A 26,296-nucleotide genomic window follows, 5' to 3' on the forward strand; every position below is an offset into this window, starting at 1 on the left:
CACCCAACCCGCACGTGGCCCCAACCCACCCGCTTATCAACCTGCACGTGGACCCGCACCTGGACCCGCACGCCACCTGGCCCCTGCACGGGGGCCCGCACGCGGCTCTGCACGCGGACCCGAAGCAGGTGGCCAGGCAGCGCAGCGCTTCCTACAGCACGAAGCCCGGCTTGCCGTCGTCCGTGACGACCGGGCGGCCCGCGGCGGCCCAGGAGTGCATGCCGCCGTCGACGTTCACCGCGTCGATGCCCTGCTGGGCGAGGTACATCGTCACCTGCGCCGAGCGGCCGCCCGAGCGGCAGATGACGTTGATCCGGCCGTCCTGCGGAGCGGCCTCGGTCAGCTCGCCGTAGCGGGCGACGAACTCGCTGATGGGGATGTGCAGCGCGCCTTCTGCGTGGCCCGCCCGCCATTCGTCGTCCTCGCGGACGTCCAGCAGGAAGTCGCCGTCCTTGAGGTCGCGAACCTCGACCGTGGGAACACCAGCTCCGAAACTCATGCCTCAGACGCTACCCGACGACGCCTCACCGACCAGCTCGGCGAGTTCCGCCTCCCGGGCGGCGACGTCGGCGAGGAGCCGCTCGGCGATCTCGTCCAGGAGCCGGTCCGGGTCGTCGGGGGACAGCCGGAGCATCGAGGCGATGGGGCCGTCCTCCAGTTCCTTGGCGACCCGGGTCAGCATCTCCTTGCGCTGCGAGAGCCACTCCAGACGGGCGTACAGCTCCTCGGCGCGGCTGGGCCGCCGTTCGGCGGGGGCCGGGCCGGCCGCCCACTCGTCGGCCAGCTCGCGCAGCAGGGCCTCGTCGCCACGGGCGTAGGCGACGTTGACGCGGCTCAGGAACTCCTCGCGGCGCTTGCGGTCGGCTTCCTCGCGGGCCAGGTCGGGGTGGGCCTTGCGGGCCAGCTCGCGGTACAGCTTGCGGGCCTCGTCACTGGGACGCACGCGCTCCGGGGGCCGTACGGACTGGTCGGTGAGCATCGCGGCGGCCTCCGGGTACAGGCCCTCGCCGCCCATCCACCCGTGGAACAGTTCCTCGACCTCCGGCATCGGCATCACCCGGGCGCGGGCCTCCTCGGCGCGGCGGCGGTCCTCGGGGTCGCCGCTGCGGGCCGCCCGGGCCTCGGCGATCCGGGCGTCCAGTTCGTCGAGGCGGGCGTACATGGGGCCGAGTTTCTGATGGTGCAGCCGGGAGAAGTTCTCGATCTCCACGCGGAAGGTCTCCACGGCGATCTCGAACTCGATCAACGCCTGCTCGGCGGTCCGCACAGCCTGTTCGAGCCGCTCCTCGGGCCGCGACCGCTCAGCTTCGGGGGTCGTCACCCGACCAGCGTAGTCGCTGCGCCCGGCCGGGACGCAGCGCCCGGCCGACCGACCGGGCCCCGGGCCCCGGGCCCCGGGCCGTCAAGCAAGCCGGACCCTCCGTCCCCTGCCCGCTTTCCCCCGTTCCCAGCGGTTCAGGCGCCTCCCGTCCCGGACCCCCTCCCCCAGCCCTGCCGGCTCCCCAGCCCTGCCGGCTCCGGCCGCCGGCGACGGCGCACCCCGTCACACCCCCGTCTCCGCCGCCACCCTGCCCGACCGCACCGCCGCCAACAGGTCCGCGTGGTCGGCCTCGGTGCGGTCGGCATAGGCGACGGCGAAGGCGGCGAGTGCGGTGTCGAGTTCGTCGTTCTTGCCGCAGTAGCCGGCCAGGAGGCGCGGGTCGGCGCTGTGGGAGTGGGCCCGGGCGAGCAGGGCGCCGGTCATCCGGCCGTAGTCGTCGATCTGGTCGGCGGTCAGGGCGGCCGGGTCGACGCTGCCCTTGCGGTTGCGGAACTGACGGACCTGGAACGGCCGCCCGTCGACCGTCGTCCAGCCCAGCAGGATGTCGCTGACCACCTGCATCCGCTTCTGGCCGAGGACGACCCGGCGGCCTTCGTGCGGCACCGGCGCGACCGTGTGACCGGCGGTCGCCAGGTGCGGCAGCAGCGCCGAGGGGCGGGCCTCCTTCACCTGCAGGACCAGCGGCTCGTCCCGGTGGTCCAGCAGGAGCACCACGTACGAGCGGGTGCCGACGCTGCCGGTGCCCACGATCCGGAACGCCACGTCGTGCACCGCGTGCCGGGCGAGCAGCGGCAGACGGTCCTCGGGCAGGGTCTCCAGGTACGGCCCCAGCGACGCCGCGACGGCCGCCGCCTCCGCGTCCGGGACCCTGCGCAGCACCGGCGGCGCGTCCACGAAGCGGCGCCCGCCGTCCGCCGCCGCCTCGGTGGACTTGGCCGCGAAACGCCCGCTGGTGTTGGCCCGTGCCTTCTCCGACACCCGCTCCAGGGTGCCCAGCAGATCGTGGGCGTCGGTGTGGGAGACCAGTTCCTCGTCGGCGATGGCGTTCCACGCGTCGAGCGCGGGCAGTTTCGCCAGCAGCCGCATCGTGCGGCGGTAGGAGCCGACCGTGTCGTACGCCGCCCTGTGGCAGGTGTCCTCGTCGGCGCCGGTCTCGCGGCCCGCGAGGACCAGTGAGGTGGCGAGCCGCTTGAGGTCCCACTCCCAGGGACCGTCGACCGTCTCGTCGAAATCGTTCAGGTCGATGACCAGCCCACCGCGGGCGTCGCCGTAGAGGCCGAAGTTGCCGGCGTGGGCGTCACCGCAGATCTGGGCGCGCACCCCGGTCATCGGGGTCCGGGCCAGGTCGTACGCCATGAGGCCGGCCGAGCCCCGCAGAAACGCGAACGGGGTGGCGGCCATGCGGCCCACCCTGATCGGGGTCAGCTCGGCGATACGCCCCCGGTTGGACTCCTCGACCGCGGTCGCCGCGTCCGGGCGGCCGGCGTCCTGCGCGAGGTCGGCGTGCGCGGCCCGGGGTACCCGCTGCCGCAGCGCCTTGCCCTCCGCCTTGGGGGAGTCGCCGGCGGCTCGGCGGGCGAAGCCGGGTATGTGCGGCAGCCGCGGGCTCCCCGCACCCTCACCGGTCTCGATCACGGCAACCGCCTCCCCCACACACGCACGCACGAATGACGCGAACAGTGTCCTGGCGGCCCGGACTCCGGGCAACCTTCCCCCGCCCCGCCGTCATGGCCCCCGGCCTGTAAGCATCCTCACACCCCGGAGCCGCCCCTGCCGGACCCTGCCGGACGCTGCCCGGACCTCGTCGGCCACTGTCCGGACGTCGGCCAGAGGGTTTCCGGACAACGCGAAAGCCCCCAGGTCCGAGACCTGGGGGCTTTCGACTCGTGCGCGAGGGGGGAGTTGAACCCCCACGCCCTTGCGGGCACTGGAACCTGAATCCAGCGCGTCTGCCTATTCCGCCACCCGCGCATTGGGTGTGTCCTGGGGCTCCGATCCGTTCGGTGCGGCGCCTTGCGACATGCAGAACATTAGCACGCCGGACGGGGTGGCTTCACATCCCTTACCGGCCGCCGGACCGGCACGCACCGCACCACCACCGCGACCCCACCACACACCACACCACCACCGCGCCCCCACCACGCCCCCAGCCCGGCGGCACCCCGGCGCACCCCCGCCGACACCCGCCGACACCCGCCACCGACCCTGCACATTCCGCCACCGCCCCGGCACCGTCCGCCACGTCTCGGAGCCGACCGGTTCACGTATCAACCTCGTACCGGTAGCCCCTTCTTCCCCCGCACCCGGGCAAGCTCCACAGCCAGGTGCGGGACACTGGTCTACAGCCGCCTCTACGATCCTGGGCAGAACGACGGCAGACAGCAGGCAGACAGCACGGCGGACAGCACGGCAAAGGGCCCGGCAGAGGGTCACGACAACGAGCACGGCAGGACCCGTCGACCGGCTTCGAAAGGGGGAACCGGCCGATTCACCGCCGCGTGGATACGATCAGTAAGCAGTACGAGCAAGGCGAGCAGCACAGCGGTACCAGCAGAACCAAAACAAGCAGTACCAGCAGTACCAGCAGTACCAGCAGTACCAGCAGCACCAGGCAAGGCCCCGGCACAGCAGCTACGACGGAGGAGGTGCCCCATGGGAGTCCTGAAGAAGTTCGAGCAGCGCCTTGAGGGTCTGGTCAACGGCACCTTCGCCAAGGTCTTCAAGTCCGAGGTCCAGCCCGTGGAGATCGCCGGCGCGCTCCAGCGCGAGTGCGACAACAACGCGCAGATCTGGAACCGCGACCGCACCGTCGTTCCCAACGACTTCATCGTGGAGCTCAGCGCTCCCGACCACGAGCGGCTGAGCCCCTACTCGGGCCAGCTCGGCGACGAGCTCGCCGGCATGGTCCGCGACTACGCCAAGCAGCAGCGCTACACCTTCATGGGCCCGATCAAGGTGCACCTGGAGAAGGCGGACGACCTCGACACCGGCCTCTACCGGGTGCGCAGCCGTACGCTCGCCTCCTCCAGCAGCCAGCAGGCCCCGGCCGGCCTGCCCCCCGCCGGCGGCCAGCGCCCCGGCACCCCCGGCGGCTACGGCTACCCGCCCGCCGGCGCACCCGCCGCGCCCCCCATGCCGTCCGCTCCGCCGCCCGGCGCCCCCGGGGCCCGCCCCGGCGGGTACGGCTATCCGCCCGCGGCGGGCGGCGGCCTCGCGGGCGCCCCGCAGCCCGGCGCGCGCACACGCCACTGGATCGAGATCAACGGCACCCGCCACCAGATCTCCCGCCAGACGCTCGTACTCGGCCGCTCCACCGACGCCGACGTGCGGATCGACGACCCCGGCGTGTCCCGCCGGCACTGCGAGATCCGGACCGGTTCGCCCTCGACGATCCAGGACCTCGGGTCCACGAACGGCATCGTGGTGGACGGGCAGCACACCACCCGCGCTACGCTCCGCGACGGCTCGCGGATCGTCGTGGGCAGCACCACCGTTATCTATAGGCAAGCCGAAGGGTGAAGCGGGGGCAATGTCAGAGCTGACCCTCACGGTCATGCGGCTGGGGTTCCTGGCCGTACTGTGGCTGTTCGTGATCGTGGCCGTGCAGGTCATCCGCAGCGACCTGTTCGGTACGCGCGTCACCCAGCGCGGCGCGCGCCGGGAGGCGGGTCGCGCGCAGCAGGCGCAGCGGCAGGCGCCGCCCCAGCAGCGCCAGCAGCCGGCGGCCGGCGGACGCCAGCGCCGCAACGCCCCGTCCAAGCTCGTCGTGACCGAGGGCACCCTGACCGGCACCACCGTCGCGCTCCAGGGCCAGACCATCACCCTGGGCCGGGCGCACGACAGCACCATCGTGCTGGACGACGACTACGCCTCCAGCCGCCATGCCAGGATCTACCCGGACCGTGACGGCAACTGGATCGTCGAGGACCTGGGCTCCACCAACGGCACGTACCTCGACCGAACGCGGCTGACGACCCCCACACCGATTCCGCTGGGCGCGCCGATCCGCATCGGCAAGACCGTCATCGAGCTGCGGAAGTAGTGCTGCATCATGAATGAGCGCGAGCGGAGCGAGCACGCCGCGGCGGCCGGCACCCCGGGCCCCGGCGTGTTCCCGACCGGAGGGTGGGCAGTGTGGCTCGACACGACCGGCTGTACCCGGGGCCGACGGGCGAGGTGGGCATGAGTCTGTCACTGCGCTTCGCCGCCGGATCGCACAAGGGCATGATCCGGGAGGGCAACGAGGACTCCGGTTACGCCGGTCCGCGCCTGCTCGCCATCGCCGACGGCATGGGCGGCGCGGCCGCCGGTGAGGTGGCCTCCTCGGAGGCGATCTCCACGATCGTCGCGCTCGACGAGGACGTGCCCGGCTCCGACGTCCTCACCTCCCTCGGTACCGCCGTCCAGCGCGCCAACGACCAGCTGCGCCACATGGTCGAGGAGGACCCGCAGCTGGAGGGCATGGGAACCACCCTGACCGCGCTGCTGTGGACCGGCCAGCGCCTCGGCCTGGTCCATGTCGGCGACTCCCGCGCCTATCTGCTGCGTGACGGCGTCCTCACCCAGATCACCCAGGACCACACCTGGGTGCAGCGCCTGGTCGACGAGGGCCGCATCACCGAGGAAGAGGCCACCACCCACCCCCAACGGTCCCTGCTGATGCGGGCGTTGGGCAGCGGCGAGCATGTGGACCCCGATCTCTCGATCCGCGAGGTCCGGGCCGGCGACCGCTACCTCATCTGCTCCGACGGTCTGTCCGGCGTGGTGTCCCACCAGACCCTGGAGGACACCCTCGCCAGCTACCAGGGCCCCCAGGAGACCGTCCAGGAGCTCATCCAGCTGGCGCTGCGCGGCGGCGGACCCGACAACATCACCGTGATCGTCGCGGACGTCCTCGACCTGGACACCGGCGACACCCTGGCCGGTCAGCTGTCCGACACCCCCGTGGTGGTCGGCGCGGTCGCCGAGACCCAGCACCAGGCGCACGACAACGGCATCATGCAGACCCCGGCCGGCCGGGCGGCGTCGCTGGGGCGCCACCGGCAGGGCGGCGGCGAGTTCGGCCCGCCCGGCTCGGGCAGCGACATCACCGGCTTCATCCCGACCGACGGCCTCGCCGACTACACCGGGGACGACCTCACCAAGCCCCGCAAGGGCCGCAAGTGGCTGAAGGTCTCCCTGTACACCACCCTCGCGCTCGCCGTCGTCGCCGGCGGCCTCTACGGCGGGTGGCGCTGGACACAGACCCAGTACTACGTCGGCACCAACGGCGAGCACGTCGCGCTGTACCGCGGCATCAGCCAGGACCTGGCCTGGGTGTCGCTGTCGAACGTGGAGAAGGACTACCCAGCCATCGAACTCAAGTACCTGCCGTCCTACCAGCAGAAGCAGGTGCAGGCCACGATCACCGAGGACAGCCGGTCCAGCGCCCAGAAGAAGATCGACGAACTCTCCGTGCTGGCGTCCGCGTGCAAGAAGCAGGCCGACATCGCCTCGGGAACCACTCCCGCCGCACCTCCGTCCAATGCTTCACCGAGCCCGAATCCGTCGGGCTCGGCGTCCACGTCCGAGCCGACCCCCTCGTCGTCCCCGTCCCCGTCCGCGACCGCCACTCCCAGCCCCGGCCCCACCCTGTCGGAGGAAGAGAAAGAGGTCGTCTCGCAGTGCGGTAAGCAGTAGCGAGCCGTGAGAGGCCCCGTCACACGATGAGCAGTCCGAACACAACGCACACGCCGACGCACCACACCTCGACGATCGGCGCGATCGGAGCGCCGAGCCGGCGCAACACCGAGCTCGCGCTGCTGGTCTTCGCCGTCGTCATCCCGGTCTTCGCCTACGCCAACGTGGGGCTGGCCATCGACGAGGAGGTGCCGTCCGGCCTGCTGAGCTACGGCCTGGGCCTCGGCCTGCTGGCCGGCGTCGCCCACCTCGTGGTCCGCAAGTTCGCCCCGTACGCGGATCCGCTGCTGCTGCCGCTGGCCACGCTGCTCAACGGGCTCGGGCTGGTCGCCATCTGGCGGCTCGACCAGTCCAAGCTGCTGCAGAGCATCGAGCAGGCGGGTACGGCCGCGCCGCGGCAGCTGATGTACACGGCGCTGGGCATCGCCCTGTTCATCGTGGTGCTGATCTTCCTCAAGGACCACCGGGTCCTGCAGCGCTACACCTACATCTCCATGGTCGGCGCGCTGGTCCTGCTGCTGCTGCCACTCGTGCCCGGCCTCGGCCAGGACATCTTCGGCGCCAAGATCTGGATCTCGGTGGCCGGCTTCTCCATCCAGCCCGGTGAGTTCGCCAAGATCGTGCTCGCGATCTTCTTCGCCGGCTATCTGATGGTCAAGCGGGACGCGCTCGCCCTGGCCAGCCGCCGCTTCCTCGGGCTCTACCTGCCCCGAGGCCGCGACCTCGGACCGATCATCGTCGTCTGGGGCATCTCGATCCTGATCCTGGTCTTCGAGACCGACCTCGGAACCTCACTGCTCTTCTTCGGCATGTTCGTGATCATGCTGTACGTCGCCACCGAGCGGACCAGCTGGATCGTCTTCGGTCTGCTGATGTCCGCGGCCGGCGCGGTCGGCGTCGCGAGCTTCGAGTCGCACATCCAGACCCGTGTGGACGCCTGGCTCAACCCGATGCACGAGTACGAGCTCAGCCGGGCCGGCGCCCCCGGCGTCCACTCCGAGCAGGCCATGCAGGCCCTGTGGGCGTTCGGCTCCGGCGGCACCCTCGGCACCGGCTGGGGCCAGGGCCACTCCGAGCTGATCCGCTTCGCCGCCAACTCCGACTTCATCCTCGCCACCTTCGGCGAGGAGATCGGCCTGGCCGGGCTGATGGCGCTGCTGCTGCTCTACGGCCTGATCGTCGAGCGCGGCATCCGCACCGCCCTGGCCGCCCGCGACCCGTTCGGCAAGCTCCTCGCCGTCGGCCTGTCCGGCGCCTTCGCGCTGCAGGTCTTCGTGGTCGCCGGCGGTGTGATGGGGCTCATCCCGCTGACCGGTATGACGATGCCGTTCCTGGCGTACGGCGGTTCCTCCGTGATCGCCAACTGGGCGCTCATCGGCATCCTCATCCGGATCAGCGACACCGCGCGCCGCCCGGCCCCCGCCCCCGCCAGCAACCCCGACGCCGAGATGACCCAGGTGGTCCGCCCGTCATGAACAAACCCCTGCGCCGGATCGCGATCTTCTGCGGCCTCCTCGTCCTCGCCCTGCTCGTCCGCACCAACTACCTGCAGTACGTCAAGGCGGACGAGCTGGCGAGCCAGACCGAGAACCGCCGCGTCAACATCGCCCGCTACGCCACCCCGCGCGGCGACATCATCGTCGACGGCAAGGCCATCACCGGCTCCGTCGAGATGAGCAGCGGCGACTACAAGTACAAGCGCACCTGGAAGGACGGCCCCATGTGGGCGCCCGTCACCGGCTACTCCTCGCAGGCGTTCGGCGCCAACCAGCTGGAGAAGCTGGAGGACGGCATCCTCACCGGCAACGACGACCGGCTGTTCTTCCGCAACACCCTCGACATGCTCACCGGCAAGGCGCAGAAGGGCGGCAGCGTCGTCACCACCCTCAACGCCGCCGCGCAGAAGGCCGCGTACGAGGGTCTCGGCGACAAGAAGGGCGCGGTCGCCGCGATCGACCCGGCCACCGGCAAGATCCTGGCCCTGGTCTCGACGCCGTCGTACGACCCGTCGAAGTTCGCCGGCTACTCCGACGAGGACGCCAAGGCGTGGAACGCGGTCCAGAAGAAGAACAACCCCGACGACCCGATGCTCAACCGGGCGCTGCGCGAGACCTACCCGCCGGGCTCCACCTTCAAGATCGTCACGGCTGCCGCCGCGCTGGAGAACGGCATCGTCTCCGGCATCGACGACCCCACGGACACCCCGGACCCGTACCGGCTTCCGCAGTCCACCAAGGACCTCACCAACGAGCACGGCAAGTGTGAGAACGCCACGCTGCGGGAGGCACTGCGGGTCTCCTGCAACACCGTCTTCGGCAAGCTCGCCGACCAGGTCGGCAACGAGAAGATGATCGAGCAGGCGGAGAAGTTCGGCTTCGGCAACAAGGAGCTGGACACCCCCGTGCGCGCCGCCGAGAGCGTCTACCCCGAGGACAACCGGCCGCAGAACGCCCTCGACGGCATCGGCCAGGGCTCCAACCGGGCCACCCCGCTGCAGATGGCCATGGTCGCCGCGGCCGTCGCCAACGACGGCAAGCTGATGCGCCCGTACATGGTCGACCAGCTGCGCGCCTCCAACCTGGACGTGATCACGACCACCGATCCCGAGGAGCTCTCGCAGCCCATGTCCTCGGAGACCGCGCAGAAGCTTCAGGCCATGATGGAGACGGTCGTGGAGACCGGTACCGGAACCAACGCGGCCATCGACGGCGTCAAGGTCGGCGGCAAGACCGGTACCGCCCAGCACGGCCTCAACAACAGCGAGAAGCCGTACGCCTGGTTCGTCTCGTACGCCAAGCTGTCCGACGGCAGCTCCCCGGTGGCCGTCGCGGTGATCGTCGAGGACGGCGCCGCCAACCGCGGCGACATCTCCGGCGGCGGTCTGGCCGCCCCGATCGCGAAGGCCGTCATGAAGGCGGTCATCGGCAACAACAAGTGACCCTGCCCACAGCGCCCGCACATCCGTGCACGTTGGGATACCGGTCCCGTATCGGGTGACGGGCTCGGCCAGGTCACACAGAGCGAGCCGGGTACGGTATGCCCGGACGGCACACCGACGTATCCACAAGGGTGGGCTCGGGACCGACGGAGAGGGCTGGTAGGTAGCTATGGAAGAGCCGCGTCGCCTCGGCGGCCGGTACGAGCTGGGCCAGGTGCTCGGCCGTGGTGGCATGGCGGAGGTCTACCTCGCGCATGACACCCGCCTGGGCCGCACCGTGGCGGTGAAGACGCTGCGCGCGGACCTCGCGCGTGACCCTTCCTTCCAGGCCCGGTTCCGCCGGGAGGCCCAGTCGGCCGCCTCGCTCAACCACCCCGCGATCGTCGCGGTCTACGACACGGGCGAGGACTACATCGACGGGGTCTCGATCCCGTACATCGTCATGGAGTACGTCGACGGCTCCACCCTGCGTGAGCTTCTCCACAGCGGCCGCAAGCTGCTGCCGGAGCGCGCGATGGAGATGACCATCGGCATCCTGCAGGGCCTGGAGTACGCCCACCGCAACGGCATCGTGCACCGCGACATCAAGCCGGCGAACGTGATGCTCACGCGCAACGGCCAGGTCAAGGTGATGGACTTCGGCATCGCCCGGGCCATGGGCGACGCCGGCATGACCATGACCCAGACCGCGGCCGTCATCGGCACCGCCCAGTACCTCTCCCCGGAGCAGGCCAAGGGCGAGCAGGTCGACGCCCGGTCGGACCTCTACTCCACCGGCTGTCTGCTGTACGAGCTGCTGACCGTCCGCCCGCCGTTCGTCGGCGACTCCCCGGTCGCGGTCGCCTACCAGCACGTACGGGAGGAGCCGCAGGCGCCGAGCGTGTTCGACCCGGAGATCACTCCGGAGATGGACGCGATCGTGCTCCGCGCCCTGGTCAAGGACCCGAACTACCGCTACCAGTCCGCCGACGAGATGCGCGCCGACATCGAGGCCTGCCTCGACGGCCAGCCGGTCGCGGCCACGGCGGCGATGGGCTCGGTCGGCTACGGCGGCTACCCCGACGACCAGCCCACGACGGCCCTGCGCGCGGACGCCAACGCCGCGGCGACCACCATGCTGCCCCCGATGAACCCGGACGACGGCGGCTACGGCTACGACGACCGGCCGGACCGGCGGCGCCAGCCCCAGCGCAAGAACCACACCTCGACCATCCTGCTCGTCGTCGCCGCGGTGATAGTCCTGGTCGGCGCCATCCTGATCGGCAAGTACACGTTCAGCGGCGGCGCGGGCAGCGAGAAGGTCACCGTGCCCAACTTCGTCGACCAGACGAAGACCCAGGCGCAGCAGATGGCCACCAACGCCGACCTGCAACTGAAGATAGAAGAGAAGGAGTGCGAGAACACCGAGACCGGCAAGGTGTGCTCGCAGAACCCGACGGCCGGCACCAGCGTGAACAAGAACGAGACGATCAGCCTGGTCGTGTCGACGGGCGCGCCCAAGGTGCCGGTGCCGGACGTGGAGGGCCTGAGCTTCGAGAAGGCCAAGTCTCAGCTGGAGGAGAAGGGCTTCACCGTCGAGAAGAAGACGAAGGAGTCCGACCAGAACCCGGGTGTCGTCCTCAGCCAGGACCCGAAGCGTGACACCGAGCGGGAGAAGGGCTCGACGGTCACCCTGACGGTGTCGAAGGAGCCGGCCAAGTCCACGGTCCCGGACGTCCTCAACCGCTCCTGCGAGGACGCCAAGAACCAGATGCGGGCCAGCGACCTGGAGGGCGTCTGCGTCGACGTCGAGGTGACCGACCCGAACCAGGACGGCAAGGTCATCGAGACCTCCCCGGGCAGCGGCCAGGAGGTCAAGAAGGGCTCCCAGGTCCAGATGAAGGTGGGCAAGCTCAAGCAGCAGGAGCAGGTCCAGGTCCCGCAGCTGCAGAACCAGCGCCTCAAGGACGCCAGGAAGGCGCTGCAGGACCTCGGGCTCAACGTCGCGATCCAGGGCGTGGACGACGACAACGCCACCGTCTTCAGCTCGAACCCGCCCCCGGGCAGCACGCTGAACAAGGGCGACACCGTCACCCTGTTCACGTTCGGCGGCGGCGGAGGCGGCGGCGGAGGCGGCGGCAACAACGACGGCGGAGGCGGCCTCTTCGGCTAGCCACCACCCCGGCACCGGCAAAGAGCCCCGGCACCCTGGAACGGGTGCCGGGGCTCTTACCGTGCGGGCGCCGGGTCACCGCAGCTCCTTGGGCGGAGTCCGCTCGCTGTCGACCTTCTCCGTGCGGACCAGTTCGCCCCACACCACGTACCGGTAGCGGCTGGTGTAGACGGGGGTGCAGGTGGTCAGCGTGATGTAGTGGCCGGGCTTGGTACGCCCGGACTCCTCGGGGACCGGCGCGAGGACCTTGACGTTGTACTTCGAGGTCTCCGGGAGGATCGCGTACACCTTGTACACGTACCAGGTGTCCTTCGTCTCGAAGACGATCGGGTCGCCCTTCTCCAGCTTGTGGATGTCGTGGAACTTCGCGCCGTGCCCGTCGCGGTGCGCGGCGAGGCTGAAGTTGCCGTTCTTGCCGGAGGTGGGGAGCGTGGCCCGCACGGGGTCGGTGTAGTAGCCGGCGACACCGTCGTTGAGCACCTTCGAGGAGGTGCCCTTCTCGACGAGCACCTCGTCGCCGCCCATCGCGGGCACGTGCAGGAAGCCGATGCCGTTCTTGGTGTCCAGCGCGCCGGGACCGCCTCCGCCCTCCTCGCCCCGCTCCCAGCTGTCGCGCACCTTGTGCGCCTGCGCGTCGGCGTGCCGGTCGGCGATCACGTTGGTCCACCACAGCGAGTAGACGACGAACAGGCCGAGCACCAGCCCGGCCGTGATCAACAACTCGCCCAGGAAACTGACGGCCAGTGCGATCCGGCCGGGACGGCGGCGTCCCGCGGATGTGGAAGGTGAGGTTTCGGTGCCCTCTGCGGTCGCTGCCACTGTTCCTCTTAGCCCTGTAGCCCTAACTGACGAGTGCGTCCGGCTTGCCCTTGCTGCGCGGCCGTTCCTCGACCATCTTGCCCCAGACGATCAAGCGGTACTTGCTGGTGAACTCCGGCGTGCACGTCGTCAGGGTGATGTACCGGCCGGGCGCGGTGAAGCCGGAGCCCTCGGGCACGGCGTCGAGGACGCTGACGTTGCTCGGCGGGGTGCTCGGCAGCATCGAGGCCACCTTGTAGACGTAGTAGTCGTCCTGGGTCTCGACGACGATGTCGTCGCCCGCCGACAGGCGGTTGATGTAGCGGAAGGGCTCTCCGTGGGTGTTGCGGTGGCCCGCGAGTCCGAAGTTGCCCGTCTTCGCGTCGGGCATGGCGGTCTTGAGGGGGTCCTCGCCGTAGTGGCCGACCATGCCCTTGTCGAGCACCTTCTTGTTGCTGATGCCCTCCGCGATGGGCACGACCACGTCCAGCTTCGGGATGTGCAGGATGGCGAAACCCTGGCCGGGCTCGAAGGACCCGGGGTTGCGCTTGCCGCTGGCCCAGTCGTCCTGGAGGTCGCCGGCCGCCTTGTCGGCCTGGGCGTGGGCCCGGACGTTGGTCCACCACAGCTGGTAGGTGACGAACAGCAGCATCAGCACGCCGGTGGTGATGAACACCTCGCCGATCGCCCGGCTGGCGAGCACCGCCGGGCTGGGCTTGCGGGCCCGTGCCTGCCGACGGGCCTCCACCCGGGTGAGGGGCCTGCCCGCGTCGGCCGGCGCGTCCGACGCGGCCGATGACGGGGTTCGCGGCTCGGCGGCTGTCCCCTGACGCCCGTGACGCCGCTTGGCGGCCTTTCTACGGGCCGCACGCCCTCCGGTCGGGGTTCCGGGGACGGACGGGGCTGCCGGGCCCGCAGAGGCGGATATGGGCTCGCCGTCGTAGGACGGCTTCGGCAGGTCCGCGATCCGCAGCGCCATCGTCTCCTCGTCGGAGGGGACGCCCGCGGCACCGCCGAACGGGCCGGGGCCCGGGGCGGAGTCCGGACCGGCGCCGGGCGGCCCGGCGGTGGTTCCGTACGCCGGATCGCCGAAGGACTCGTACGCCTGGGTGCCGTACGAGTCCTCGCGCTCCGGGCGCAGCGCGGTCACGCCGATGTCCTGCCCACCACCGGGGCGAGCCCGGCCGACCTCGCCACCGCGTCCTGGTCCCCGCACTCCACGAGCCAGTTGGCCAGCATCCGGTGCCCGTGCTCGGTGAGCACCGACTCGGGGTGGAACTGCACGCCCTCGACGGGCAGTTCCCGGTGGCGCAGGCCCATGACGATGCCGTCCTGGGTACGCGCGGTGACCTCCAGCTCGGCCGGCACGGTGGCGGGCTCGGCGGCCAGCGAGTGGTAGCGGGTCGCGGTGAACGGCGAGGGAAGACCGGCGAAGACGCCCCTGCCCGCGTGCTCCACCAGCGAGGTCTTGCCGTGCAGCAGCTCCGGCGCGCGGTCCACCACACCGCCGTAGGCCACCTGCATCGACTGCATGCCGAGGCAGACGCCGAAGACGGGGACACCGGTGGCGGCGCAGTGCCGGACCATGTCCACGCAGACGCCTGCCTCCTGAGGGGTGCCGGGGCCGGGGGACAGCAGGACGCCGTCGAAGCCGTCCTGGGCGTGGGCCGTGGCGACCTCGTCGTTGCGCAGGACCTCGCACTCGGCGCCCAGCTGGTACAGGTACTGGACCAGGTTGAAGACGAAGCTGTCGTAGTTGTCGACGACGAGAATGCGCGCGCTCACTGGTTGTCCACCGTCACATCGTTGAAGGGAAGCAGCGGTTCGGCCCACGGGAAGACGTACTGGAAGAGGACGTAGACCACGGCCAGGACCAGCACGATCGAGATCAGCGCCCTGAGCCACGCGTTTCCCGGCAGATGCCGCCAGATCCAGCCGTACATGCCGTCCCTTCCGTCGCACCACGGCACCAGACTCTCGCCGTACCGCACCAGACTAACGGCGCAGGGCCGCCGGTCTGCCTGCCTCCACCGGCCGGGTGGCGTCCAGGTGCGCCCAGACGATCAGCCGGTGGCTGTGGCCCCACTCCGGGTCGCAGGTGGTGAGGGTCAGGTACCGGCCCGCCCGTGTGTACCCCGACTTACGGGGGACAGGGTCGATCACCTCAATGTCGGTGGGAAGCGTTTTGTAGGGCCCTTTGTCGATCCGATACGTGAACCAGGTGGTTCCGTCGGTCAGCACCACCGCGTCGCCGGGCCGCAGCTTCGGGAAGTCCTTGAAGGGGTCGCCGTACGTCCGCCGGTGGCCCGCGACCGAGAAGTTGCCCGGCCCGCCGAGGCGTGCGGTGCCCGTGTAGTGGCCGAGGCCTTTCTTCAGGGTGCCGGTGTCCGTTCCCTCCAGGACGGGTTTGTTCCACGTGAAACCGAGGCGCGGGATGTACATGACCGCGAAGGGTTCGCCGGTCCGGTACGGCTGCACGGCCGGCGCGGGCCGGGCCGCGGCGCCGCCCGGCGCTCCGGCCGCCTCGCGCGCCCACCGCTCCTGCAACCGGTCGACCTGCTCGTCCATGACGCGGTCGGCCCGCACGCCGGTCCAGAACAGCACGTGGACCACGAAGAGGACGATGACGGTGCCGACGGTGATGCAGAGTTCGCTGAGGGTCCTGACGATCACGCGCACCGGCGGCTCCTGCGGCTCCTTCCGGCTCCCGTGGGAAACCGGCCGACCTACTGCTCCACGGGCTCGGCGTACTGCAGGTCCACTGTGCCCGAGTAGCCCGGCAGAGTCACCGTGCCGTCCTCGGTGACTTTCCAGCCGAGGCCGTAGACATTGACGTAGACCATGTAGTTCTGGATCGCGCGCGAGTCGGCGAGGGCCTTGCGCAGCCTGTCGGTGTCCCCGACCGCCTGGATCTTGTACGGCGGCGAGTAGACCCGGCCCTGGAGGATCAGGGTGTTGCCCACGCAGCGCACCGCGCTGGTGGAGATCAGCCGCTGGTCCATGACCTTGATCCCCTCGGCGCCGCCCTGCCAGAGGGCGTTCACCACGGCCTGCAGGTCCTGCTGGTGGATGACCAGGTAGTCGGGTTGCGGCTCGGGATAGCCGGGGAGCTTGGCGGTGGCGTTCGGCGGGGCGTCGTCGAGCGTGACGGTGATCGCCTCGCCCTTGACCGGGCGGGTGCCGGCCTGGTTCTCCAGCGCGGCCTGCCGGTCGATGTCGGCCTGGCTGCGGCCGGTGTCGGCATCGGCCAGCGCCTCGACGTCGCCCCGCAGGGCCGCGTTGGACTCCTCCAGCTCACCGTTCTCGCGGCTGCGCTCGTGGATCAGGTCGGACAGCCTCAGCAGGGAGGCGTCGGTGCGGATGTCGGTGCCCTTGGCCGTGTTGAAGCTGGTGAAGAAAATGAGCCCGGCGAGAGCGAAGACCGCGACCGTGAGGATGCGGACCGGACGGACACGAGGCCTGCGGCCGGGAGCGGAACCCGTTGAACCCGTCCCGGGGGAGTCGGCAGAATTGCTCAACGTACCCTTATCTCCTTCGGCGCCGTAGAAGCACTACGCTAACGGACGCCCGGGGGAGCCCTCAGCGTCCCCTTGTCAGCAGGAGAGACCCTCGTGCCTAAGTCACGTATCCGCAAGAAGGCCGACTACACGCCGCCGCCGGCGAAGCAGGCGGCCGCCATCAAGCTCACCAACCGCGCCTGGGTGGCGCCGGTGATGCTGGCCATGTTCCTGATCGGCCTGGCCTGGATCGTGGTCTTCTACGTGACCGACGGATCCCTGCCGATCGACAAGCTGGACAACTGGAACATCGTGGTGGGATTCGGCTTCATCGCCGCCGGATTCGCCGTCTCCACACAGTGGAAGTAGCAGGCCCGGGCCCAGTTCTGCCCAGGGCTCTGCCCTGAGTTATCCACAGCGGTTTTCCACATGGGGAAAAGAAAGACGATCTGTGGATAACTCCTCGGAGGTTGACGCCGGTGTGACCGAACTACTGGTGAACGGAAACCTTCGAAAGCACGTTCGCCCCCTGCCTGACCTGCGGAAACGTAGGTCGGTGACAGGGGGCGCTGCTGTTCACGCACCTTGTGCACAAGATCCGCCACGCGCTGTGGACAACGACCTGCTCAGGTGAGCTGTGCAGTCCTCAGGATGGTGATCACCACGACCGCGGCCAGCACCAGGGCACACGTTCCGAACTGGACCAGCGCTCTGCGCTCCCGGGGGGCGTGGACCATCGCGTAGCCGATGACCACACCGGCCACCAGCCCGCCGATGTGGGCCTGCCAGGCGATGCCGCTCCAGCTGAAGGTGAACACCAGGTTGATCACGAGCAGGGCGATGACCGGCCGCATGTCGTACCGCAGCCGGCGCATCAGCACGGCGGTTGCCCCGAACAGTCCGAAGATGGCGCCGGACGCCCCGAGCGTGCCGGTGTTCGGGTCCTCCAGTAGATAGGTGAGCGCACTGCCCGCCAGGCCGGAGGTCAGATAGAGCGCCAGATAGCGGGCGCGGCCCAGGGCCGCCTCCAGGGGACCGCCCAGCCACCACAGGCTCAGCATGTTGAAGCCGATGTGCCAGATCGCCTCGTGCGCGAACATCGAGGTGAAGAGCAGGTACCACTGCCCCTCGGCGATGCCCTCGGTCGGGGTGAAGGGCGCGGGCGGCCACTGGCCGACCTGGACGAGCCGGTCGAGGAACGAGGTGTCGGCCCGCCCCGCGAAGAACACCGCGAGGTTGATCCCGATGAGGATCTTGGTGACCAGACGCGGGTCGGCCGCGACCGTGCCGCCCGCGAGGGTGCGCGGCTGGTTGGCCGCCGGCGCGTGCCCCGTGCCCGATCCGCCACGCACGCACTCGGGGCACTGGAACCCCACCGACGCGCTGACCATGCACTCGGGACAGATCGGCCGCTCGCAGCGGGTGCAGCGCACGCCGGTCTCGCGGTCGGGATGGCGGTAGCAGCCCGGCAGACCGCTCTGCTCGTCCGGCCGGCTGCCTGGCGCCTGTTCCATGAACTCCCCTAGATCCTGTGGGCGGGGCGACGGTACCCGCGGGCAGTACTTTGCCCCGCTCATCTCTACGGACGAGCGGGGCAATAGGTTCCCGGCGCCTGACCGGGACGGCGGTTCAGCGCTTCTCGACGACGACCGTCTCGATCCGGACGTCCTGCACCGGACGGTCGGTGCGCGGGTTGGTCTGCGTGGCGGCGATCGAGTCGACGACCTTCTGGCTCGCCGCGTCGGTGACCTCACCGAAGATGGTGTGCTTGCGGGTCAGCCAGGCCGTCGGGGAGACCGTGATGAAGAACTGCGAGCCGTTGGTGCCCGGACCGGCGTTGGCCATGGCCAGCAGGTAGGGCTTGTCGAACCGCAGGTCGGGGTGGAACTCGTCCTTGAACTGGTAGCCGGGGCCGCCGGTGCCGTTGCCCAGCGGGTCACCGCCCTGGATCATGAACCCGCTGATCACCCGGTGGAAGACCGTGCCGTCGTAGAGCTTGGCCGTGGACTTCTCGCCGGTGGCGGGGTTGGTCCACTCACGCGCGCCCGTGGCGAGCTCGACGAAGTTCCGCACCGTCTCGGGGGCGTGGTCCGGGAAGAGCCGGACCTCGATGTCGCCGTGGTTGGTCTTCAGGGTGGCGTACAGCTGCTCAGCCACGATGTGCCTTCCGTTGTCTTCCTGTGACTCCCCGATCCTCGCACGCCCCGGCCCGTACGTCGCCCGGCGGCCCGAACCGGCCGCCGAACCGGCGGTATCCCTCGCGAAAAAGCGCCGGAGTGGTCGACGACAGGGGCAGATAGCACCGATCCGTGGCATGGTCGGACAAGGTCCTGTTGTCCCGTAATCATCCGTCGGGCACCCGTATGCCCGACCCCGCATGCCGTTCGGTGCCCGGACAGGCATGATCCGCAAAAGGGTGGAAAGTCGAATTACCGTACGCCACCGAGGAGGAGGATCCCGTGACCCGCATCGACAGCGTGCGCGCCGCCACCGGATCGGCGAAGGACAGCGTGCTGCACGCCGCGGAAGTGGTGGCGCCCTACGCCGACACGGCCAAGGAGAGGGCCGCGCTCTACGCGCAAGAGGCCCGGGTACGGCTCGCGCCCAAGGTGACGCAGGCCGCCGGACAGGCCCGCGTCCAGTACGACGCCCATGTCGCGCCGCGCCTCGAACAGGCGCGAGCGCATGTGCCGCCGAAGGTGGACGCCGCCGCGCACGAGGCGGCGCTGCGCACGAGGCTGGCCGCTCGGCAGGCCGCCGAATACTCCCGTCAGGCAGCCGACTACTCCCGGCCGAGGATCGAGCAGGCGATGGCCGTGGCCGGGCCGATGAAGGACGAGGCCGCCGCACGCAGCGCGGCCGCGCTGGCGGCGCTGCGCGGCCAGGTGACGGCCAAGGAGATCGCGAAGCTGGCACGCAGGCAGCGGCGGCGGGCGAAGGCGGGCCGGGCCGTGAAGACGCTGACCGTGCTGGGTGTCGTGGCCGGGGGCGCGTTCGCCGTATGGAAGTGGTGGGACAAGCAGGCCAACCCGGACTGGCTGGTCGAGCCGCCGGCCGCCACCGAGGTACCGCCGTCGGGCGGGCTGACCTCGGTGGACGGCAGCGCGGACCCGGCCTCGCTGGACCCGGAGGTGCAGGCGAAGCAGGCCGAGGAGGACGCCTCGAACCGCGACGACTACACCTGAGCCGACCGGCTGTCTGTCCCCCGTCGGGCGGTCCTGTCTCACGGTTTCACGTGAAACAGGACCGCCCGACGTCTGTGTGCGCGCCCCCACGACGTGGCACCGAACTTGGTTGGTCCGCAGGGAAGTTGCGGGCACCGGTGTGCGAAGCTGTTGCCCAGTCGCCAGAAGGAGCGCAGCGTGACACAGGACGGCTTCCGCGCCGAGGAGATAGACACCAGCAGGCCGCACCCCGCGCGGATCTACGACTATCTGCTGGGCGGCAAGGACAACTACGAGGTGGACCAGCGGGCCGGAGACGCGCTCGCCGCCACCGCGCCCGAGGTGTTCATCTCGGTCCGGGCCAACCGCGACTTCATGCGGCGCGCGGTCCAGCACGTGGTGCGCAGCGGTGTCCGCCAGATCCTCGACATCGGCACCGGCCTGCCCACCTCGCCGAACGTGCACGAGGTCGCCGCGCAGACGGCGCCGGGCGTGAGCGTCGCCTACGTGGACAACGACCCGATCGTGAAGACCCACGCCGACGCGCTGCTCAGCCGGACCGGCACGACCAGCATCGTGCTCGCCGACCTCCGGGACCCGCGCTCCGTTCTGGAGCACCCCGACATCCGCCGGATCATCGACTTCGACCAGCCGGTGGCGGTGCTGCTGGTGGCCATCCTGCACTTCGTCACCGACGCGGAGAAGCCCGGTGAGATCGTCGCCACCCTGCGCGACGCCCTCCCGCCCGGCAGCTTCCTCGTCCTCTCCCACGCCACCGGCGACTTCGCCGACCGCCGCGACGCCCAGGCGATCTACAACAACGCCACCGCCACGATGAACCTCCGCACCCACACGGAGATCACCGACTTCTTCACCGGCTTCGACCTCCTCCCCCCGGGCCTCACCCAGGTCCCCTTCTGGAACCCGGACAGCCCACCGCCTCCGGAGGCCAGGACGATCGGGTTCTACGGCGGAGTGGGACGCAAGAACGGCTGACGGGGCCGACCGGCCGGCGGGAGGCGCAGCCTACGGTTCACGACGGCCGCAGAGTCACCGGCTCCAGCGGGGACAGTAAGGCAGCGAGGTGGCCGACTTCAGCTGCCCGCACCCCTCGCAGGCGCCGACCGCGTCGCAGGGGGACCCGGACACGGCCGCACGTGGCTCCGGGGGAGCCGGGGCAGGGAGCTGCCGAACCGGGGCCGGCGCCACCGCGCGGTGGGCGCAGGCGACCAGAACAGCCGCGTAGGCCGAGAAGAAGGTGAACCCGGTGACGAAGAGGCGCATCTCGTCCTTGACCGCTTCCCCGTAGACCTCACGCGTCACCTGACGGGAGTCACCCTGGTTGTCCAGGTAGTAGACGCCGACTTCCTTCGTCGGCTGGCCGCCGGACGGAAGACCCCCCACGGCCAGGCACGCGACGGCGCCGCCGAAGAGGACCCCGGCCGCGGCGACGAGGCGGCGAGGAGCCAGGCGGAGCAGCTCGACCGGACCGCTGTCCCGCGCGGCTGGCAGGGCACGCAGCACGGCTGCGCCGAACAGCGCGAAGGTCAGGCCGATGACCACGAAGGTCGTGGCCCGCGGCAGGAGCGGGCCGCCGGGCAGGAGCGTCAGCCCGACGATGAGCGTGCTCAGCGCGGCGAGCAGCAGCGCCAGTGCGATATGCACCTTGTACATGGCGTCCACGCGCTCCTCCTGATCCCGGACGCTGATCCCGGACTCGGTGCGAGTATCGCCTCAGACCTCGCGCGGGCTCCATGTCCGATCACGGAAAGGAACACGCGCGCAAGGGGTGGTGATTCGGCACCGACTGCGGTGTTCCGGCGCCTGACGCCGGGTTCCGGCATCCACTGCGGGGCTCCGGCTCCTGCCGCCGGGGTCCGGCACCTGGGAGCGCGCTCTCGCTGGCGGTGGGATCCGGGCCGGTGGTGCTAGCCGGCCGCCCTTCGCACCAGCTCCGCGATGCGCGCCTCGGCGGCCGGGGTCAGTTCCGTCAGGGCGAAGGCGGTCGGCCACATGGTGCCCTCGTCCAGACGGGCCGCGTCGTTGAAGCCCAGGGTCGCGTACCGGGCGTTGAACTTCTGGGCGCTCTGGAAGAAGCAGACGACCTTGCCGTCCCTGGCGTAGGCGGGCATGCCGTACCAGAGCTTCGGCGCGAGTTCCGGGGCGTTCTCCTTGATCAGGGCGTGGATCCGTTCGGCCATGGCCCGGTCCGCCTCCCGCATCTCGGCGATCTTGGCCACCACGGCGGCCTCGTCCGCCGCCGCCTTCTCCTCCCGCGTGCCGCGCCGCTTGGCGGACGCCTTCAGCTCCTGTGCGTGCTCCTTCATCGCCGCGCGCTCCTCGGCGCTGAAGCCCTGCGACGACGCGCTCGTCCTGCCGGTCATGGGGTCGGGTCCCTCCGTCCGGTGTCTGCGGTGGTCTTCTCATCCTGGGGGCGCCTGCCGTGCGTCGCCCGTCAGGGCGGGGGGTGCGGGGCTCAGCCCCAGGCGCCGGCGATCTGGCGGGTGGTGGCGTTGAGGCGGTTGAAGAGGTTGGTGACGCCGATCATCAGGACCAGGGCGGCGAGCTGCTTCTCGTCGAAGTAGGTGGCGGCCGCGTCCCACGTCTCGTCGTCGACCGCGTCGGGGCGGTCGGCGAGACGCGTGGCGGCCTCGGCGAGCGCGAGGGCCGCGCGCTCCTCCTCGCTGAAGTACGGAGCCTCGCGCCAGGCGGCGACCGTGGCCAGCCGCTCGTCGGACACCCCGGCCTTGCGGGCGGTCTTGGCACCGCCGTCGACACAGGCGCTGCAGCCGTTGATCTGGCTGATCCGCAGGTGCACCAGCTCCAGCGTCCGGCCGTCCACGCCGGCGGAATGCGCGGCCTTGATGAGCTGCTGGATGGGCTGCATGGCGTCGGACAGGACGACGGCGGGGTTCTGCATACGGGACTGCATGGTGTCCGCTCCTCTTCGGTGGGTTCCGCCCCGTTCTCCCCGGGGCGTGCCCCCATCACAGCCGGGCCGGCCCGCCGCGACCACGGCCGTGGGACACCGTGGGACAGCCGGAACGGCCTTGACCAGCGCCGAGTCGGACGGAAAGACTTCCGTCGACGCGGGACGCGGCACAACACGGGACGCGGCACGACGCGCGAGACGGCACGACGCGCGAGACGGCATGACGTACGAGACGGCACCACGCGTCGGCCCGGCGCGGGCACCGGTGACGGACAGCTGCGCCGGACGGCGGACAGCTGCGGCGGACAGGCAACTACGCCGGACAGACATCTGCGGGGAACGGGGATCCATGGACGGCGCGACAGACGTACGGGCAAGCCTCGGCGACACCACGCCCGCCCGACCCGACCCGCAGCAGGAACTCGCCGCCCGGCTGCGCCTGCTGCAGGAGCTGTCCGGACTCGGCGTACGGGCGCTGGCGCGCGACACCGGGCTCAGTTCCTCGTCGCTGTCGCGCTACCTGAACGGCCGGACCGTACCGCCCTGGCCGGCGGTCGTCGCCCTGTGCCGTCTGGTCAGGCGTGACCCCCGCCCGCTGCGCCCGCTGTGGGAGCGGTCCTCGAACCCGTTGCCCGCGCCGCCGAGGAGCAGCCGCCTGGCCCGGCCCGTGCCGCGCAACGACCTGCCCCGGGACGCGCCCGACTTCACCGGACGGGAGGCCGAACTGGCCGCCGTGTTGGCGGCGGTCGGCTCCCACCGGGCGGTCTCCGTCGACGGCATGGCGGGCGTCGGCAAGACCTGTCTGGCCGTGCGCGCCGCCCACCGCCTCGCCGCCGACTTCCCCGACGGCCGGCTCTACGTCGATCTGCACGGCTTCACCGAGGGCCGCCCGCCCCTCGACCCCGACTCGGCGCTGCGCATGCTGCTCGGCGCGCTCGACGTGCCCTCGGAGCGGGTTCCGCAGGAGGGACTGGAGCAACTGGCCGCCTGCTGGCGGTCGGAGCTGGCCCACCGCCGGGTCGTCGTGGTCCTCGACAACGCCGCCGACGCCGATCAGGTCCGCCCCCTGCTGCCCGGCGCCGGTCCCTCCGTCGCGCTGATCACCAGCCGCAACCGGCTCCTCGGCCTGGAGGAGGTGCCCCCGGTCTCGCTCGACGTGCTCGGCCCGCGGGACAGCGCCGAGCTGCTGGCCCGCGCCAGCGGCGACCCCGGCGGCCCCGGCGGACGGCTGGCCCGCGACCCGGAGGCCGCGGCCGAGGTGCTGCGGCTGTGCGGGCGGCTGCCGCTGGCCCTGCGGCTGGCCGGGGCGCGGCTGCGGCACCGGCCGGGCTGGACGGTGGGCGTCCTGGCGGAGCGGATGGCCGAGGGCGCCGGCGAGTTCGGCGCCGAGTTCAGTGCGGCGCTCGCCATGTCGGTCCGGCAGCTCAAGCGGCCCCAGGCCCGGCTGTTCCGGCTGCTGGGTCTGCTGCCCGGGGCCTCGTTCGACGAGTACGTCGTGGCGGCGCTGGCCGACGTACCGCTGCGCGAGGCCCGTTCGACGCTGGAGGACCTGCTCGACGCGCACCTCGTCCAGCAGCCCGCGGCGGGCCACTACCGGCTGCACGACCTGGTGCACCGGCACGCCCGCCGGTCGGCGGCCGAGCAGGATCCGGCGGCCGACCGGGAGCGGGCCCTTCGCCGGGTGCTCGACTACTACGTGCACGCGGCGGCCGCCGCCGACGCCGCGATGCCGTTCACGGCGCCCGCCCGGCCGGCCGCGGGCATCCGGCCGCCGGCCGAGCTGCCGCCGTTCCCGGACCGGGACACGGCGTTCGGGTGGCTCGTCGCGGAGTACGGCAACCTGATGGCCGTCTTCGAGACGGCGGCCGCCCTCGGGGCCGACGCCCACGTGTGCGAACTGCCGCGCTTCCTGCGCGCCTACTTCGCGCGCCGCTGCGGCACCACCCACCTCAACGTCCTCTTCGAGCGGTCGCTGGCCGCCGCCGAGCGGCTGGCCGATCCACTGCGGCTGGCGGAGGCGCACAGCGACCTGGGGTTCGCCCGGTACAACGCGGGCCGGGCGGCGGAGGCCGCCGCCGCGTACGAGGCGGCAGGTGCCCGGGTGACCCAGGCGCGGGACCCCCGGGCGGAGGCGGAACTGGCCATTCGCCGCGGCTATCTGAGCTGGGACGCGGGGTACGTCGAGGAGCCGCTGGCCCTCTTCCGGCAGGCCGGCGAACTGTACGAGCGGTCGGGCTGCCCGACGGGAGCGGCGCACGCCGCGGCGGCGGAGGCGTGGGCGATGCTGCAACTGGGCCATCGCGAGGAGGCGGCGCGGCGCGCCCGTGAGGTGCTGGAGGTCCCGCACGCCGACCCGGCGTGGCCGCCCACGCTGACGGCCCGGCTCACCCTCGGCGTGGCCCTCGCCCCCGACCAGCCCGACGAGGCCGACGAACACCTGCGGGAGGCGCTGGCGCTGGCCCGCGCCGACGGCCACCTCAACAACCAGGCGTGGTGCCTGAACTGCCGCGGGGTGGCGCTGCGGCGGATGGGGCGGTACGAAGAGGCGCTGGCGAGCCATCGGGAGGCGTTCGCGCTGCTCGACGAGCTGTTCGAGGAGCACTGGAAGATCCACTTCCTCGACGACCACGCCGAGACATGTCGTCTGGCGGGCCTGCCCGACCAGGCGCTGCTACTGCACGAGCAGGCCCTGGAACTGGCGCGCGAACTGGGGAACCGGACCAGGCAGGCGCTGGCCCACGAGGGGCTCGCCGCGCTGCTGGACGCGACGGAGCCGGTGGCGGCGGCGGAACACCGTGAGGCGGCACGGGCGCTGCGCGCCACCCCGGCGTGAGCGGGCCGCCCACCGCACCCGTCCACCCCACCCACCCCCGCAGTGCCTGCCCGTCCACCGACCCCGTCCACCCCACCCGCCCACCGCATCTGCCGCCGTGCCTGCCCGTCCTGCCCCACCCGCCCCCGCACCTCCCGCCGTTCCTGCCCGCCGCCCCGCCCTCAGGCGTCCGGGTCGCGACCCGCGGGTCCGAGCGCGGTCAGCCAGTCGGCGCGTACGTCCGTCCACTCCTCGGCGCACCCCGGGGCACGCTCGGCGGGGAGGGTGTCGGGGCCGACTAGATCGCCATGGCGGCCGGGGGCGGAGCCGTAGACGTAGCAGTACTCGTTGACGGCCCGCTCGTGGTCGGGTGCGTGCTCGTCGGGAGCCTGCTTCCCGTCCGTCTCCCCGGCGTCCTCCGTCAGCCGCGCCGAGAGGCGCCACGCCTCGGCGGCCGCGCGCAGCCGCCGTTCGCCGACCGCGCTCCCGTCCAGCAGCACCAGGGCGGCGAACTGGTCGGCGAAGTCCTCCTCCCGGCCGGTCACCCGCAGCGCGAGGACGTCGACGAGGGCGTGCGCGGTCTCGTGCAGGACCGTCTCCAGCAGCACCGCCGCGACCTCCTCGTCGGCCCGCCCGCGCCCGGTCCCCCGGAAGAGGTCCCGCGTCTCGGAGACCTCCTCGTAGCAGATCTCGACCCGCTGCTCCTCAGGATCGTAGGAGGAGCCCTCTCCGCCGCACGACCGGACGACGACCGGCACCGGCCGCGCGAGCCCGACCCACTCGCCCACCGCTTCGGCGGCCTCCTCCAGCAGTCCCCGCACCCGCAGGAACCGGGCATCGCCCCGGTCGGCCCCGGCGGGCTCCTCGAAGCGGTACGCGAGGACGGCCGGCTCCCGCGCCCGCACCCCGCAGGGTTCGCCCGGACCCCTCCGGCATGCGGAGGGCGCGCCCCCACCGCTCTGACACCCGGCGAGCAACATCCCCGCCGCGAGGAGCGTCAGGA

General features: G+C 71.3%; 25 protein-coding genes and 1 tRNA gene. 10 read left to right on the top strand and 16 right to left on the bottom strand.

Going from position 1 to position 26,296, the window contains the following annotated elements:
• Positions 1-151: 151 nt before the first annotated feature.
• From ACSLTV_RS00625 to ACSLTV_RS00640, 4 genes are all read right to left on the bottom strand, one after another.
• Complete coding sequence (locus ACSLTV_RS00625; protein WP_432133571.1) at positions 152-499, bottom strand: rhodanese-like domain-containing protein; 348 nt, start codon at positions 497-499, stop codon at positions 152-154.
• A gap of 3 nt (positions 500-502) precedes the next feature.
• A complete protein-coding gene (locus ACSLTV_RS00630; protein WP_432133570.1) occupies positions 503-1,321 on the bottom strand; it encodes a hypothetical protein in 819 nt (272 codons plus the stop codon).
• Between the two features lie 222 nt (positions 1,322-1,543).
• Positions 1,544-2,956 carry a DUF2252 domain-containing protein gene (locus ACSLTV_RS00635; RefSeq protein ID WP_432157208.1) on the bottom strand — a complete coding sequence of 471 codons (1,413 nt, stop codon included), beginning with the start codon at positions 2,954-2,956 and terminating at the stop codon, positions 1,544-1,546.
• A gap of 252 nt (positions 2,957-3,208) precedes the next feature.
• A tRNA-Leu gene (locus tag ACSLTV_RS00640) sits at positions 3,209-3,292 on the bottom strand.
• Between the two features lie 681 nt (positions 3,293-3,973).
• On the opposite strand from ACSLTV_RS00640, the gene ACSLTV_RS00645 reads away from it, so the two are divergent.
• The 6 genes from ACSLTV_RS00645 (at position 3,974) to pknB (ending at position 12,090) form a co-directional block, all read left to right on the top strand.
• Positions 3,974-4,840, top strand: coding sequence for an FhaA domain-containing protein (locus tag ACSLTV_RS00645; protein ID WP_432133568.1), 867 nt, complete (start codon positions 3,974-3,976; stop codon positions 4,838-4,840).
• Between the two features lie 10 nt (positions 4,841-4,850).
• Positions 4,851-5,363, top strand: coding sequence for an FHA domain-containing protein FhaB/FipA (locus tag ACSLTV_RS00650; protein WP_432133567.1), 513 nt, complete (start codon positions 4,851-4,853; stop codon positions 5,361-5,363).
• A gap of 92 nt (positions 5,364-5,455) precedes the next feature.
• Complete coding sequence (locus ACSLTV_RS00655) at positions 5,456-7,000, top strand: Stp1/IreP family PP2C-type Ser/Thr phosphatase (protein ID WP_432133566.1); 1,545 nt, start codon at positions 5,456-5,458, stop codon at positions 6,998-7,000.
• Positions 7,001-7,026: 26 nt separating this feature from the next.
• Positions 7,027-8,475 (top strand): FtsW/RodA/SpoVE family cell cycle protein, encoded by a 1,449-nt coding sequence (locus tag ACSLTV_RS00660; RefSeq protein ID WP_432133565.1) that lies wholly within the window; start codon positions 7,027-7,029, stop codon positions 8,473-8,475.
• Entirely contained in the window at positions 8,472-9,938 is a 1,467-nt protein-coding gene (locus tag ACSLTV_RS00665) for a peptidoglycan D,D-transpeptidase FtsI family protein (RefSeq protein ID WP_435611431.1), read from the top strand. Before ACSLTV_RS00660 ends, ACSLTV_RS00665 begins: the two co-directional genes overlap by 4 nt.
• Before the next feature lie 169 nt (positions 9,939-10,107).
• Complete coding sequence (gene pknB, locus ACSLTV_RS00670; RefSeq protein ID WP_435611432.1) at positions 10,108-12,090, top strand: Stk1 family PASTA domain-containing Ser/Thr kinase; 1,983 nt, start codon at positions 10,108-10,110, stop codon at positions 12,088-12,090.
• Positions 12,091-12,165: 75 nt separating this feature from the next.
• On the opposite strand, the gene ACSLTV_RS00675 is transcribed toward pknB, so the two are convergent.
• Genes ACSLTV_RS00675 through ACSLTV_RS00700 form a run of 6 tightly spaced genes read right to left on the bottom strand, consistent with a single transcriptional unit; the run spans position 12,166 to position 16,406 of the window.
• Positions 12,166-12,909: a class E sortase gene (locus ACSLTV_RS00675; RefSeq protein ID WP_432133562.1), complete on the bottom strand. Its 744-nt coding sequence runs from the start codon at positions 12,907-12,909 to the stop codon at positions 12,166-12,168.
• A 22-nt stretch (positions 12,910-12,931) separates the two neighbouring features.
• Complete coding sequence (locus ACSLTV_RS00680; protein WP_435611433.1) at positions 12,932-14,038, bottom strand: class E sortase; 1,107 nt, start codon at positions 14,036-14,038, stop codon at positions 12,932-12,934.
• A complete protein-coding gene (locus ACSLTV_RS00685; protein ID WP_432133560.1) occupies positions 14,035-14,673 on the bottom strand; it encodes an aminodeoxychorismate/anthranilate synthase component II in 639 nt (212 codons plus the stop codon). The genes ACSLTV_RS00680 and ACSLTV_RS00685 overlap by 4 nt, the downstream gene beginning before the upstream one ends.
• Positions 14,670-14,831, bottom strand: coding sequence for a hypothetical protein (locus ACSLTV_RS00690; protein ID WP_432133559.1), 162 nt, complete (start codon positions 14,829-14,831; stop codon positions 14,670-14,672). Before ACSLTV_RS00690 ends, ACSLTV_RS00685 begins: the two co-directional genes overlap by 4 nt.
• 52 nt (positions 14,832-14,883) lie before the next feature.
• Complete coding sequence (locus ACSLTV_RS00695; protein ID WP_432133558.1) at positions 14,884-15,567, bottom strand: class E sortase; 684 nt, start codon at positions 15,565-15,567, stop codon at positions 14,884-14,886.
• A gap of 47 nt (positions 15,568-15,614) precedes the next feature.
• Positions 15,615-16,406, bottom strand: coding sequence for a DUF881 domain-containing protein (locus tag ACSLTV_RS00700; protein WP_432133557.1), 792 nt, complete (start codon positions 16,404-16,406; stop codon positions 15,615-15,617).
• Positions 16,407-16,499: 93 nt separating this feature from the next.
• On the opposite strand from ACSLTV_RS00700, the gene crgA reads away from it, so the two are divergent.
• Complete coding sequence (crgA, locus tag ACSLTV_RS00705) at positions 16,500-16,754, top strand: cell division protein CrgA (RefSeq protein ID WP_432133556.1); 255 nt, start codon at positions 16,500-16,502, stop codon at positions 16,752-16,754.
• Between the two features lie 257 nt (positions 16,755-17,011).
• Here crgA and ACSLTV_RS00710 read toward each other — a convergent pair whose 3' ends face one another.
• Both ACSLTV_RS00710 and ACSLTV_RS00715 read right to left on the bottom strand, forming a co-directional pair.
• Positions 17,012-17,899, bottom strand: a complete 888-nt coding sequence (locus tag ACSLTV_RS00710) for a rhomboid family intramembrane serine protease (RefSeq protein ID WP_432157212.1) — start codon at positions 17,897-17,899, stop codon at positions 17,012-17,014.
• Positions 17,900-18,014: 115 nt separating this feature from the next.
• The gene (locus tag ACSLTV_RS00715) at positions 18,015-18,542 is read right to left on the bottom strand and encodes a peptidylprolyl isomerase (protein WP_432133554.1); all 528 of its coding nucleotides are present in this window, start codon (positions 18,540-18,542) and stop codon (positions 18,015-18,017) included.
• Positions 18,543-18,844: 302 nt separating this feature from the next.
• On the opposite strand from ACSLTV_RS00715, the gene ACSLTV_RS00720 reads away from it, so the two are divergent.
• Positions 18,845-19,570, top strand: a complete 726-nt coding sequence (locus ACSLTV_RS00720; RefSeq protein WP_432133553.1) for a DUF5324 family protein — start codon at positions 18,845-18,847, stop codon at positions 19,568-19,570.
• 177 nt (positions 19,571-19,747) lie between these two features.
• Positions 19,748-20,545 carry an SAM-dependent methyltransferase gene (locus ACSLTV_RS00725; protein WP_432157213.1) on the top strand — a complete coding sequence of 266 codons (798 nt, stop codon included), beginning with the start codon at positions 19,748-19,750 and terminating at the stop codon, positions 20,543-20,545.
• 54 nt (positions 20,546-20,599) lie between these two features.
• Here ACSLTV_RS00725 and ACSLTV_RS00730 read toward each other — a convergent pair whose 3' ends face one another.
• The 3 genes from ACSLTV_RS00730 to ACSLTV_RS00740 all read right to left on the bottom strand — a co-directional run bounded on the left by ACSLTV_RS00730 (position 20,600) and on the right by ACSLTV_RS00740 (position 22,481).
• The gene (locus ACSLTV_RS00730) at positions 20,600-21,223 is read right to left on the bottom strand and encodes a hypothetical protein (RefSeq protein ID WP_435611434.1); all 624 of its coding nucleotides are present in this window, start codon (positions 21,221-21,223) and stop codon (positions 20,600-20,602) included.
• Positions 21,224-21,477: 254 nt separating this feature from the next.
• Positions 21,478-21,933, bottom strand: a complete 456-nt coding sequence (locus tag ACSLTV_RS00735; RefSeq protein ID WP_432157215.1) for an iron chaperone — start codon at positions 21,931-21,933, stop codon at positions 21,478-21,480.
• 92 nt (positions 21,934-22,025) lie between these two features.
• Positions 22,026-22,481: a carboxymuconolactone decarboxylase family protein gene (locus ACSLTV_RS00740; RefSeq protein WP_432133549.1), complete on the bottom strand. Its 456-nt coding sequence runs from the start codon at positions 22,479-22,481 to the stop codon at positions 22,026-22,028.
• A 349-nt stretch (positions 22,482-22,830) separates the two neighbouring features.
• Between ACSLTV_RS00740 and ACSLTV_RS00745 the strand changes: the two genes are divergently transcribed.
• Positions 22,831-25,314: an ATP-binding protein gene (locus ACSLTV_RS00745; RefSeq protein ID WP_432133548.1), complete on the top strand. Its 2,484-nt coding sequence runs from the start codon at positions 22,831-22,833 to the stop codon at positions 25,312-25,314.
• A 161-nt stretch (positions 25,315-25,475) separates the two neighbouring features.
• Here the strand turns inward: ACSLTV_RS00745 and ACSLTV_RS00750 are convergent, their stop codons facing one another.
• Positions 25,476-26,198, bottom strand: a complete 723-nt coding sequence (locus tag ACSLTV_RS00750; RefSeq protein ID WP_435611435.1) for a DUF4344 domain-containing metallopeptidase — start codon at positions 26,196-26,198, stop codon at positions 25,476-25,478.
• Positions 26,199-26,296: the final 98 nt, after the last annotated feature.

Source organism: Streptomyces sp. bgisy159 (genome assembly GCF_965341775.1).
Taxonomy (GTDB): domain Bacteria; phylum Actinomycetota; class Actinomycetes; order Streptomycetales; family Streptomycetaceae; genus Streptomyces.